The organism is Promicromonospora sp. NPDC050249, from assembly GCF_040656015.1.
Lineage (GTDB): Bacteria > Actinomycetota > Actinomycetes > Actinomycetales > Cellulomonadaceae > Promicromonospora.
This window is the reverse complement of record NZ_JBFAKY010000002.1, coordinates 1-12,137: the sequence shown is the minus strand read 5'-3', so window position 1 is coordinate 12,137 and position 12,137 is coordinate 1. Positions and strand designations below refer to the sequence as shown.

Annotated in this window: 12 protein-coding genes; all 12 read left to right on the top strand. The window is 69.3% G+C overall.

Going from position 1 to position 12,137, the window contains the following annotated elements; genetic code table 11:
• Positions 1–14: 14 nt before the first annotated feature.
• The 12 genes from AB0I32_RS01640 (at position 15) to AB0I32_RS01585 (ending at position 12,038) form a co-directional block, all read left to right on the top strand.
• Entirely contained in the window at positions 15–557 is a 543-nt protein-coding gene (locus tag AB0I32_RS01640) for an NUDIX domain-containing protein (protein WP_357502190.1), read from the top strand.
• A gap of 22 nt (positions 558–579) precedes the next feature.
• On the top strand, positions 580–1,206 hold the full coding sequence (gene pdxT, locus AB0I32_RS01635) for a pyridoxal 5'-phosphate synthase glutaminase subunit PdxT (protein WP_357502188.1): 627 nt from the start codon (positions 580–582) through the stop codon (positions 1,204–1,206).
• A gap of 84 nt (positions 1,207–1,290) precedes the next feature.
• On the top strand, positions 1,291–2,052 hold the full coding sequence (locus tag AB0I32_RS01630) for a YebC/PmpR family DNA-binding transcriptional regulator (protein ID WP_357442707.1): 762 nt from the start codon (positions 1,291–1,293) through the stop codon (positions 2,050–2,052).
• Positions 2,053–2,127: 75 nt separating this feature from the next.
• Positions 2,128–2,694 carry a crossover junction endodeoxyribonuclease RuvC gene (gene ruvC, locus AB0I32_RS01625; protein WP_357502186.1) on the top strand — a complete coding sequence of 189 codons (567 nt, stop codon included), beginning with the start codon at positions 2,128–2,130 and terminating at the stop codon, positions 2,692–2,694.
• Between the two features lie 166 nt (positions 2,695–2,860).
• On the top strand, positions 2,861–3,490 hold the full coding sequence (gene ruvA / locus AB0I32_RS01620) for a Holliday junction branch migration protein RuvA (RefSeq protein WP_357502184.1): 630 nt from the start codon (positions 2,861–2,863) through the stop codon (positions 3,488–3,490).
• A gap of 52 nt (positions 3,491–3,542) precedes the next feature.
• Positions 3,543–4,541: a Holliday junction branch migration DNA helicase RuvB gene (ruvB, locus tag AB0I32_RS01615; RefSeq protein WP_357502676.1), complete on the top strand. Its 999-nt coding sequence runs from the start codon at positions 3,543–3,545 to the stop codon at positions 4,539–4,541.
• A gap of 176 nt (positions 4,542–4,717) precedes the next feature.
• Positions 4,718–5,296 (top strand): hypothetical protein, encoded by a 579-nt coding sequence (locus AB0I32_RS01610; protein WP_357502182.1) that lies wholly within the window; start codon positions 4,718–4,720, stop codon positions 5,294–5,296.
• Between the two features lie 243 nt (positions 5,297–5,539).
• Positions 5,540–5,971, top strand: coding sequence for a preprotein translocase subunit YajC (gene yajC / locus AB0I32_RS01605; protein WP_357502674.1), 432 nt, complete (start codon positions 5,540–5,542; stop codon positions 5,969–5,971).
• An 81-nt stretch (positions 5,972–6,052) separates the two neighbouring features.
• Positions 6,053–7,933, top strand: coding sequence for a protein translocase subunit SecD (gene secD, locus AB0I32_RS01600; protein ID WP_357502180.1), 1,881 nt, complete (start codon positions 6,053–6,055; stop codon positions 7,931–7,933).
• Positions 7,933–9,024: a protein translocase subunit SecF gene (gene secF, locus AB0I32_RS01595; RefSeq protein WP_357502178.1), complete on the top strand. Its 1,092-nt coding sequence runs from the start codon at positions 7,933–7,935 to the stop codon at positions 9,022–9,024. The genes secD and secF overlap by 1 nt, the downstream gene beginning before the upstream one ends.
• A 22-nt stretch (positions 9,025–9,046) precedes the next feature.
• Positions 9,047–9,616 carry an adenine phosphoribosyltransferase gene (locus tag AB0I32_RS01590; RefSeq protein ID WP_357502672.1) on the top strand — a complete coding sequence of 190 codons (570 nt, stop codon included), beginning with the start codon at positions 9,047–9,049 and terminating at the stop codon, positions 9,614–9,616.
• A gap of 79 nt (positions 9,617–9,695) precedes the next feature.
• The gene (locus AB0I32_RS01585) at positions 9,696–12,038 is read left to right on the top strand and encodes a bifunctional (p)ppGpp synthetase/guanosine-3',5'-bis(diphosphate) 3'-pyrophosphohydrolase (protein WP_357502176.1); all 2,343 of its coding nucleotides are present in this window, start codon (positions 9,696–9,698) and stop codon (positions 12,036–12,038) included.
• Positions 12,039–12,137: the final 99 nt, after the last annotated feature.

The window sequence follows — 12,137 nt, the reverse complement described above, 5'->3', positions numbered from 1 at the left end:
TTATCCTGACCCGCATGTCCATCACCTCCGCCCTCGGGGACGACTGGGTCCCGGCACCGGACGGTATCCGGGAGCGTTCGGCGGCTCGCGTCATCCTGCTGGACGCCGAGGGCCGGGTCCTGGTGGTGCGTTCGCACGACGTGAACCAGCCCGAGCGGTCCTGGTGGTTCACGGTGGGTGGCGGCATCGACGCGGGGGAGACCTCCGAGCAGGCGGCGCTGCGGGAGCTCCACGAGGAGGTGGGCATCACGCTCGACGCGGGCGACCTGGTGGGTCCCGTGCTCACGCGGACGGGCATCTTCGAGTTCTTCGCCGAGACGTGCCGCCAGCACGAGGTCTTCTACCTCGCGCGGACGCCTGAGGCGGTCGAGATGACGGACGTCGGCTGGACCCCTGCCGAGCGCGAGCTGCTCGACGAGCTGGCCTGGCTGACGGCGGCGGAGCTGCGCGACCAGCCGCTGGAGGTGTTCCCGCCCGAGCTGCCCGACGTCGTCGACCACCTGGTGGCGGGTTGGGACGGACAGGTCCGGCACCTGGGCGAGCAGTTCGACGACTGAGCCGCACGTAGAATGGTCAGTTGTGAGTACACCGACCATCGGCGTCCTCGCCCTGCAGGGCGACGTCCGTGAGCACCTGACCGCCCTGGAGTCCGTGGGCGCGCACGCCGTGTCCGTCCGGCGCCCGGCCGAGCTGGCCGCCGTCGACGGCCTCGTGCTCCCCGGCGGGGAGTCCACGACCATCGACAAGCTGCTGCGCATCTTCGAGCTGCGCGACCTGCTGCAGGCCCGGATCAAGGAGGGCCTGCCGGTGTACGGCTCGTGCGCCGGGATGATCCTGCTCGCCGACCGGATCCTGGACGGCACCGCCGACCAGCAGACCGTCGGCGGCATGGACGTCGTCGTGCGGCGCAACGCGTTCGGGCGGCAGGTCGACTCCTTCGAGACCGACCTCGACCTCGTCGGCATCACCGACGGCGGTCCGGTACGCACCGCGTTCATCCGCGCACCCTGGATCGAGGAGGCCGGGCGCGACGTCGAGGTGTTGGCGCGTATCCCCGCTGTGGATACACAGGGCCGTCCTGTGGCGGCCGCCGGTAGGATCGTCGCAGCACGGCAGGGTCCGCTGCTCGCCACCGCATTCCACCCCGAGATCACGGGGGACACACGAGTGCACGGGTTGTTCGTCGGCATGGTTGCGGGCGGCTGAGCGCTTTCCCCGGTACGGTTCGACCCCGTATCGAAGCCCCGAAGTCAATAGAGCCATCGGAAATGCAAGGAGTCAGGTAGAGGCATGTCAGGTCACTCAAAGTGGGCCACGACCAAGCACAAGAAGGCCGCGATCGACGCCAAGCGCGGCAAGCTCTTCGCGAAGCTGATCAAGAACATCGAGGTCGCGGCGCGCACGGGCGGCGGCGACCTCGCCGGTAACCCGACGCTGTTCGACGCGGTGCAGAAGGCGAAGAAGTCGTCGGTGCCGAACGACAACATCGAGCGCGCACTGAAGCGCGGTTCCGGCGAGGGCGCCGACGCCGTCGACTACCAGACGATCATGTACGAGGGCTACGGCACCAACGGCATCGCCGTGCTGGTGGAGTGCCTCACCGACAACAAGAACCGCGCGGCCTCCGAGGTGCGCCTCGCGTTCAGCCGGAACGGCGGCAACCTCGCCGACCCGGGCTCGGTGTCGTACCTGTTCTCCCGCAAGGGCCTGATCGTGGTCCCGAAGGCCGACGGCGTGGGCGAGGACGAGGTCATGCTCGCCGCGCTCGACGCCGGCGCCGAGGACGTGACGGACCAGGGCGAGGTCATCGAGGTCCTGACCGAGGCCACCGACCTGGTGTCGGTACGTACGGCCATCCAGGAGGCGGGCATCGAGTACGACTCCGCCGACGTGATCTTCCACCCCTCCATGCAGGTCGAGGTGGACGTCGAGGGTGCTCGCAAGATCATGCGCCTCATCGACGCGCTCGAGGACAGCGACGACGTGCAGAGCGTCTTCGCGAACTTCGACGCGAGCGACGAGGTCATGGCCGCCCTCGACGAAGAGGAGTGACGTAGCCGCTGGTCGGGCCCGCCCCGTTGGTCGAGCCTGTCGAGACCCCGCCCGGCGTCATGAGAACCTGACGCCATGCGCGTACTAGGGGTCGACCCCGGCCTGACCAGGTGCGGAATCGGTGTGGTCGACTCGCTGCCCGGGCGCCGGGCGCGGATGGTCGCGGTCGGGGTGATCCGCTCCGAGCCGGACCTGTCCACCGACCTGCGGCTGCTCAAGATCGCCGAGGGCCTGGACCTGTGGCTCGACGAGCACGTGCCCGACGTCGTCGCGGTCGAGCGGGTGTTCGCGCAGCACAACGTCGGCACGGTGATGGGGACAGCCCAGGCGGCGGGCCTGGCCATGGTGGCAGCGGCCCGCCGGGGCGTGCCCGTCGCCCTGCACACACCGTCGGAGGTGAAGGCGGCGGTGACCGGGTCCGGCCGCGCCGACAAGGCTCAGGTGACGACGATGATCACCCGCATCCTCGACCTCGACGAGGCGCCGCGGCCGGCCGACGCCGCCGACGCACTGGCTCTCGCCGTCTGCCACCTGTGGCGCCCCGCCGGCGCGCTGCAGGGCGGCGACCGGCACGAGCTCACCCCGGCCCAGCGCGCCTGGGCCGCCGCGGAGCAGGCAGCGAAGCAGCGCCCCCGCCGCTAGCAGTGCCGGCCCGCGCTCAGGTAGGGGCGCGGTCGGAGGGTGGTGGCGGCGTGGTGCGAGGGACCGGGTGGTCCGGCTTGTTAGGGTCGTCGCACGACTGTTCGAGTGGGTCTCGCCGGAACTGGATCATCGAGACCCCCATCCACGACCCGAGAAGGGGGACCCCGTGATCGCCTCGCTGACGGGAACCGTGGCCCATGTGGGCCTGGACCGCGCGGTGGTCGACGTCGGCGGCGTCGGCTATCTCGTGCACGCCACGCCCACCACGCTGGCCACGCTGCGCGTCGGCGAGACGGCCGGCGTCTCGACGAGCATGGTGGTCCGCGAGGACTCGATGACGCTGTACGGGTTCGGCGACCCCGACGAGCGCGACGTGTTCGAGGTGGTGCAGACCGTGTCCGGCGTCGGGCCGCGCCTGGCGCTCGCGATGCTCGCCGTGCATACCCCGGACGCGCTGCGCCGGGCGGTCGCGGGGGAGGACCTCGCCGCGCTGACCCGTGTCCCGGGCATCGGCAGGAAGGGCGCGCAGCGCATAGTCCTCGAGCTGGGGGACCGGCTCGGGCCGCCGTCGGGGGCGCTCACGGGCGCGGGCTCGGCGACCGAGCCCGCCGCGAACGTGGGCGACCACTCCGAGCGTGTGGTCGAGGCCCTGGCGGGTCTCGGCTGGCCCGCCAAACAGGCCGACGACGCCGTGGCGAAGGTGCTCGCCGACGCCGGGACCGACGCGATAACGGCCGACGAGGTCGCGACCACGCTCCGGGCCGCGCTCCGCCTGCTGGGGGGACACCGTGGCTGAGTTCTCGGCGGGCTCGTCCACCGGGACAGGTACGACCGGGGAGCGGGACCGTATCGTCGCGCCGAGCGCCGACGAGATCGAGCGGGCCGCCGAGGCTGCGCTGAGGCCCAAGGGTCTGGACGAGTTCGTGGGCCAGCGGGTGGTGCGCGACCAGCTCTCCCTGGTGCTGCAGGCCGCCATCGCCCGCGGTAATCCGCCCGACCACGTCCTCCTGTCCGGGCCGCCAGGGCTCGGCAAGACCACGCTGGCGATGATCATCGCGGCCGAGCTCGCCGCGCACATGCGGCTCACCAGCGGCCCCGCGATCCAGCACGCCGGCGACCTGGCCGCCGTCCTGTCCTCGCTGGAGGAGGGGGACGTGCTGTTCATCGACGAGATCCACCGCCTGGCCCGCCCTGCCGAGGAGCTCCTGTACGTCGCGATGGAGGACTTCCGGGTCGACGTCATCGTCGGCAAGGGTGCGGGCGCCTCGGCGATCCCGCTGGCACTGCCGCGGTTCACCGTCGTCGGCGCCACCACGCGCTCCGGACTGCTGCCCGCCCCGCTGCGGGACCGCTTCGGCTTCACCGGCCACATGGACTACTACTCGGCCGAGGAGCTGGAGCGCGTCATCCTGCGCTCCTCCGGGCTGCTCGGCGTACACCTGGAACACGCGGCGGCGCACGAGATCGCCGGCCGCTCCCGCGGCACCCCCCGCATCGCCAACCGCCTGCTGCGCCGCGTGCGCGACTGGGCGCAGGTACGCGGCGACGGACGTCTCGACCTGCACGCCGCGCGGTCCGCGCTCGAGGTCTACGAGGTCGACCCCATCGGCCTCGACCGCCTCGACCGTGCGGTGCTCACAGCGCTGTGCACCAGGTTCGGCGGCGGGCCCGTGGGCCTGTCCACGCTGGCCATGACCGTGGGCGAGGAGGCAGAGACGGTGGAGACCGTCGCCGAGCCCTACCTCGTGCGCGAGGGCCTGATCGGACGCACCCCGCGCGGCCGCGTGGCGACCCCCGCGGCCTGGGAGCACCTGGGGCTCACCCCACCTGAGCTCAGCCAAAGTTAATGATTGTAGCCTCGGTGGGTAAAAGAATGTCCCTTGAACAGTAAATGAACACTCGCAAGTTTCCAACTCTTTCCTTGCAGGGTAAAGGCGAGCTGCATACAGTCCTGATATCTGGCGTCGGACAGGCTGGCGTTGATGATGGGGGAGGGTTTGTGAGAACAAGATCTGTTTCAGTCATGTTGGTTGCTCTGGTCCTGGGCTTCTCTGCTTTGGCGATCCCAGCTCCTGCTGTTGCGGACGACAGCTACAAGAACTTGCCGGTCGCGAAGGCCAACCCGCACATCTCGCGCGAGGTGATCGAGTCGCTGCCCGAGGTGATGCAGAAGTCGGACGTCAAGATCGCCGATGACATTCGGCCGGGCACGCTGTTCCGCTACCCGGACGGGAAGCTGGTGGAAGGGCAGGAGCGGAGGGTCCTAGAGCTTGCTGCGGAGTGTCACGGCATCACGATCTCAGCTCTTCCGGGCGGCCGTTGGACCGGTGAGTCGCGCTGCTCGACTGCTCTCTTGGGGCGTCCGGGGTTGCAGGCCCCTTATGAGTGGAACACCAACGCGGCCTCCGAGGGTGGTGCTTGCCTCCAGGTCCGCGGCTTTGTCTATGAGACGAGGCCGGTCTCGACGTGGTTCGACGCCGGCTGTGGGACGGATGGTGACAGGACGGTCAACTGGGGGAACGTGGCCGCGTATCCCGCTGCGAGGGCGAAGACCTACCCCATCACCATCGGCTGGACGGGGTTCTGGTCTGGTCCCATCTGATCTGTTGGAACGTGTGTGCCCGTGCGCTGCGCGGGCACACACGTTCCACGCCTCCGCTGCGCCTCGATGTCATGCGGCCCGGGAACTTTGCCAGAGCCCTGACGTTGATCACGTGGCACCCCTCGCGGGGCACCCGAGGATCCAGCCCCGGCACTACACTGGGTTGGATCCTCGTCGTACGCGCGCGACATACGAGCGCTGCTCATCCGACACCGCAATCGAACAAGGACCCTTACCGTGGAAATGCTCATTCTCGTCGCGATCCTCCTCGTGGTGATGTTCTTCATGTCCTCCCGTACGCGCAAGCAGCAGCGCGAGGCAGCGGAGTTCCGAAACAACCTCACGGTCGGGACCAAGGTCATGACCGCGTCCGGCATGATCGGTACCGTCATCGACGTCGACGACGAGACCGACCAGGTGACCATCGAGTCCTTCCCGGGCAGCCCCACGACGTGGCTCCGCGCCGCCATCTCGAAGAAGATCGAGGAGCCCCTCGCCGACGAGGCGGACACCGACGACGCGTCCGATGAGTCCGAAGTCACAACGGATGGCGAAACGGCAAGTACGATCAGCCCCGACACGAAGGACGTTCCCGACGACCTGTCTGAGCTGGACACCGCCAAGCGCGAGTACCAGGAGCAGCAGCGGCGGGACGCCGAAGCAGACGGTAAGTGACGGCCGCGCCGTCCGGTAACCCCGGACGGCGCCGAACCCGCACCGGACGTACCCCGGTGCGCACACGAGAAGAGACAGACGTTGGCGACTGACACCCGGCGCTCGCGGCCGGTTCGCACGATCGTGCTCCTGACGATCCTGACGATCCTGCTGCCCTTCGGCGCCCTCTTGGCTGGTTGGCAGTTCGACGGAAAGTCGAGCGACAATCCGGACGGAGCGAGCCTGGCCCCTGGCCTGGCCCTTGACCTGCAGGGCGGTACCCAGGTCATCCTGAGGGCCAGCACCTCCGACGGATCCGAGATCAGCCCGGAGGCCATGGAAGAGGCCATCGGTGTCATCCGGCAGCGTGTCGACGCCAACGGCGTCACCGAGGCCGAGATCGCCAGCCAGGGCGAGCGGCAGATCGTCGTCGAGATCCCCGGTGAGGTGGACGACGAGACGGTCGCCCTGATCTCGCAGGCGGCGCAGATGAAGTTCCGCCCGGTCCTGACCATCGGCAGCCCTCTCGCGACCCCGCAGCCCTCGGCGAGCCCCTCCGCGTCCGGCGACGGTGCCGACGCGGCCGCGGGCGACGATGCCGCTGCCGATGACGCCGCAGCCGCCGAGCCGACCAAGAAGGAGATCGCCGAGCAGGAGAAGGCGATCGACTCGGCGACGGACCCGTCCGACCTGGCGCAGATCACGCCGTCGGTCCAGGCCGCGTACGACGCGCTCGACTGCACCGACCCGAAGAACCGTGAGGGTGGCGGCGGCGACAACCCGGACCTGCTGCTCGTCACGTGTGACGCCACCGGTGCCGCCAAGTACATCCTCGGTCCGGTCGAGGTGGACGGGACCAGCATCACGACCGCGAGTTCGGGTCTGCGGGCCGGGTCGAACGGCACCGTCACGAACGAGTGGGCGGTGCAGCTCGAGCTCAACAACGAGGGAACCGAGGCCTTCCGCGAGACCACCTCGCGCCTGAACACTCTTGAGGCCCCCCGGAACCAGTTCGCGATCACGCTGGACGGGATGGTGATCTCTGCTCCGTCGCTGAGCCCCGGCGTCGTCATCACGGACGGCCGTCCGGAGATCTCCGGCTCCTTCACCCGCGACTCGGCCGCCACGCTGGCCAACCAGCTGAGCTTCGGTTCGCTCCCGCTCACCTTCGAGGTCGAGGGAGAGAACACGATCTCGGCCACGCTGGGCTCCGAGCAGCTGCAGCGCGGTCTGTTCGCCGGTCTGATCGGTCTGGCGCTGGTCGTCGTCTACTCGCTGTTCCAGTACCGCACGCTCGGTCTGCTGACCGTCCTGTCGCTGGTCGTGGCCGGTGCGATGACCTATGTGGTGATCGCGCTCCTGAGCTGGGGGATGGGCTACCGCCTCTCCCTGCCGGGTATCGCTGGTCTGATCGTGGCCATCGGCTTCACGGCGGACTCGTTCATCGTGTACTTCGAACGTATCCGTGACGAGCTGCGTGACGGGCGCACGCTGCGGCTCGCCGTCCAGCGTGGCTGGCTCCGTGCGCGCCGCACCATCTACGCGGCCAAGGCAGTGAACCTGCTCTCCGCGGTGATCCTGTACTTCATGACTGTCGGCGGGGTGCGCGGCTTCGCGTTCACGCTCGGTCTGACCACGATCATCGACGTCATGGTCGTCATCTGGTTCACCCACCCGGTCATGGAGCTCCTGGCCAAGGTCCCGTTCTTCCGTGACGGCCACAAGGCGTCGGGCCTCTCGGCCGACCGCCTGGACGTCGCGCCGCGGTACCGGGGAGCGGGCCAGTTCTCGGGCCCCGAGTCCGCCGTCGCCGACGCCCCCGTCGCCGACGCACCGGGTCCGGAGCGTGAGCTGGTCTCGGCACAGTCCGTGAGCAAGGCGCCACGTGTCGCCGAGGACGGTCGCAGGATGACTATCGCGGAGCGGCGTGCCGCCGAGCGCAAGGCTGCCGCCGAAGCGGCTCAGAACGAGGAGAAGCACTGATGGCTCGCGGCGGCTTCGCCCAGTGGGGCAACGACCTCTACACGGGGCGTCGGTCCTACCCCATCATCCAGAAGAGGCGCGTCTGGTTCTCGATCGTCGGCCTCTTCTCGGTCGCGTCGATCCTGGTGCTCGTCTTCCAGGGCCTGAACCTCGGTATCGACTTCCGCGGTGGTTCCGAGTTCACCGTCTCGGGTGTGTCGAACACGGACGAGGACCTCGCGCTCGACGCCGTCGCCGAGGTGGCGCCCGGCCACGAGCCGCACGTCACCCAGGTCGGCCCGAACGGCGTCCGGGTACAGGTCTCGCAGCTGGACAACGACCAGACCAACCAGCTCCAGAACGCGCTGGGCGAGGCCTACGGCGTGGAAGCGTCGGAGGTCACGGCGAACTTCATCGGCCCGACCTGGGGTCAGTCGGTGAGCATGCGGGCCCTCTGGGGCACCGTCGTGTTCGTCATCGCCGCTGCGGTCTTCATGGCCATCTACTTCCGGGCGTGGCGCATGTCGGTGGCCGCCATCGTCGCGATGCTGCTGGACGTCCTGGTCTCGGCCGGCGTGTACGCGCTGATCGGCTGGGAGGTCACGCCGTCGACGATCATCGGCTTCCTGACCATCCTCGGCTTCTCGCTCTACGACAAGATGGTCGTCTTCGACAAGGTCCGCGAGAACTCCGTGGCCCTGACCGAGCAGACGCGCAGCACCTACGCCGAGCGGGCCAACCTCGCGGTGAACCAGACCCTGGTCCGGTCCATCAACACGTCGGTGGTGGCGCTGCTGCCGGTCGCGGGCATCCTCTTCGTCGGTGGCTTCCTGCTGGGTGCCGGCACGCTGAAGGACATCTCGCTGTCGCTGTTCGTCGGTATCGCGGTGGGCGCGACGTCGTCCATCTTCCTCGCCACGCCGCTCGACGTGGCGCTGCGCGAGGGCGAGCCCAAGATCGCCGCGCACACCAAGAAGGTCATGGACCTGCGTGCGGGTCTCGTGGCGGAGGGCGCCGACGAGAGCATGCTGGCCGCCGCTGCGTCCGGGTCCGCGCAGCTCGTCCCCGGTCATCACCAGGGACATACCGCTCAGCCCAAGCGTCGCCGGTAGGCTCCGCTTCGTGGCAGACGACATGACCGACGTCGCCCTCTCCGGCCTGCTGCCGGAGAGGGCGACGCGCGTTCGCGACCTGATCGTGGACGTCCCTGACTTTCCCTCGCCGGGCATCCTCTTCAAGGACATCACCCCGCTCCTGGCCGACGCCGAAGGGCTGGCCGACGTCGTCGAGGCGTTCACCCGTCTGGCCCTGGCCGACGGGGTGGACGTGGTGGCCGGCATGGAGGCGCGCGGCTTCCTGCTCGGCGCGCCGGTGGCCCACGCGCTCGGCCTGGGGTTCCTGCCCCTGCGGAAGGCCGGCAAGCTTCCGCCGCCCACGGAGAGCGTGTCGTACGACCTGGAGTACGGCTCGGCGACCATCGAGCTGCGCTCGGGAACACTGACCCCCGGTGCGCGTGTTCTCATCATCGACGACGTCCTCGCCACCGGTGGTACCGCGGCGGCGGCCGCACAGCTGGTGGAGCAGTGCGGGGGAGTGGTGGCAGGACTGGCGTTCCTGCTCGAGCTGGAAGCACTCCACGGCCGGGACAGGCTTCAGGGCCATAACGTCGATACTCTCCTGCGGGTAGGCACGACGTTTCGGTGACTGAGCCGTACGGACGGGGAATAGAGGTCCAGGGCTAGACTGGCGACTCCGGGTTCTACCCGGGGAAGGAGGCGCGTACATGGCTGAGAACACGGTGTCACGCGCTCCCGTGCCCGAGAAGAATCCGCCGACGCCGCCCGGTGGCAACCGGATGCGGAACCGGCTGGTGCGTCTCGGTGTGCGCAGCGTGGGCGGTGGTGGTTCACCCGCGGCGATCGAGCCGCTGCTGCAGGCCATCCGCAGCAATCATCCCAGGGCCGACGTCGCGCTGATCGAGCGCGCGTACGTGGTCGCCGAGAAGGCGCACCGCGGCCAGATGCGCAAGAGCGGCGACCCGTACATCACGCACCCCGTCGCCGTCTCCACGATCCTCGCGGAGCTCGGTTTCGAGGGCACGACGATCGCCGCCGCGCTGCTGCACGACACGGTGGAGGACACCGACTACTCGCTGGACTCGTTGCGCAGCGACTTCGGGGACGACGTCGCGCTGCTGGTGGACGGCGTCACCAAGCTGGACAAGGTGAAGTACGGCGACGCGGCGCAGGCCGAGACCGTGCGCAAGATGGTCGTGGCGATGGCCAAGGACATCCGCGTGCTGGTCATCAAGCTGGCCGACCGCCTGCACAACGCCCGCACCTGGAAGTACGTGCCGTCGAAGTCGGCGGAGCGCAAGGCGCGCGAGACCGTCGAGATCTACGCGCCCCTCGCCCACCGGCTGGGCATGAACACGATCAAGTGGGAGCTGGAGGACCTGTCCTTCCAGGCCCTGTACCCCAAGGTGTACGACGAGATCGTCCACCTCGTCGCCGAACGGGCCCCCGCGCGCGAGGAGTACCTCGGCGTGGTGCGCGGCCAGATCGAGTCGGACCTGCGCAGCGCCAAGATCAAGGCGACCGTGACGGGCCGGCCGAAGCACTACTACTCGATCTACCAGAAGATGATCGTGCGCGGTCACGACTTCGCGGAGATCTACGACCTCGTCGGCACCCGCGTCCTCGTGGACACCGTGCGCGACTGTTATGCGGCGCTCGGCGCCATGCACGCGCGGTGGAACCCGGTCCCCGGCCGGTTCAAGGACTACATTGCGATGCCGAAGTTCAACATGTACCAGTCGCTGCACACGACGGTGATCGGGCCGGGCGGCAAGCCCGTCGAGATCCAGATCCGCACGCACGACATGCACCGGCGCGCCGAGTACGGCGTCGCGGCGCACTGGAAGTACAAGGAGAAGACGCCGGCCGGCGTGGCGAACGGCGACCCGAAGAACCAGGACATGGCCTGGCTGCGCCAGCTCGTGGACTGGCAGCGCGAGACCGCCGACCCGGCGGAGTTCCTCGACTCGCTGCGGTTCGAGATCGGCGGCGACGAGGTCTACGTCTTCACGCCCAAGGGCATGGCGATGGCGCTGCCGGGCGGCGCCACGCCCGTCGACTTCGCGTACGCCGTGCACACCGAGGTCGGCCACCGCACCATGGGCGCCCGCGTGAACGGGCGCCTGGTGCCGCTCGACTCACCGCTGGAGAACGGCGACGTCGTCGACGTCCTCACCTCGAAGTCGGAGACGGCGGGACCGAGCCGGGACTGGCTCGGGTTCGTGAAGTCGCCGCGGGCGCGGAACAAGATCCGCCAGTGGTTCACCAAGGAGCGCCGCGAGGAGGCCGTCGAGACCGGCAAGGACTCGATAGCGAAGGCGATGCGCAAGCAGGGCCTGCCGATCCAGCGCCTCATGTCGCACGAGACCCTGCTCGGGGTCGCGGACGAGATGAACTACCAGGACGTCACCGGTCTGTACGCGGCTGTCGGCGAGGGGCTGATCTCCGCGAACAACGTGGTGGACAAGCTCGTCAAGGCGCTCGGTGGCGCGGACGGTGCCGAGGAGGACATGGCCGAGGCGGCCCGGCCCGGTGGGCTGACCGCACGGCGGGTCCGCTCCGGCGACCCGGGCGTCATGCTCAAGGGCTCCGACTCCGCCGACGTGTGGGTCAAGCTCGCCAAGTGCTGCACGCCGGTGCCGGGCGACGACATCGTCGGCTTCGTCACCCGCGGCCAGGGCGTGAGCGTGCACCGTTCGGACTGCGTGAACCTCGACGGCCTGCGCAAGCAGCCGGAACGTCTCGTCGAGGTCGAGTGGACGCAGGGCGCCAACACGATGTTCCTGGTCCAGATCCAGGTCGAGGCGCTCGACCGGTCGCGGCTCCTGTCGGACGTGACCCGCGTGCTGTCCGAGAACCACGTGAACATCCTGTCGGCGTTCGTCTCGACGTCGGACGACCGGCTCGCGGTCTCCCGGTTCATCTTCGAGATGGCGGAGCCCGCGCACCTCGCTACGGTGCTCGCGGCGGTCCGGAAGGTCGAGGGCGTGTTCGACGTGCACCGCATCACCGGCACCAAGCCGGTGGAGCGGCCGCAGCTGCCGGTCTGACGGCGTTCGCTGGTCGAGCCTGTCGAGACCGGGGGCCGGCTCGGCAGGGGCGGCCCGCGGGGGTGCCCGGAGCGCACGCGCGCCCCCGACCACCCGGGG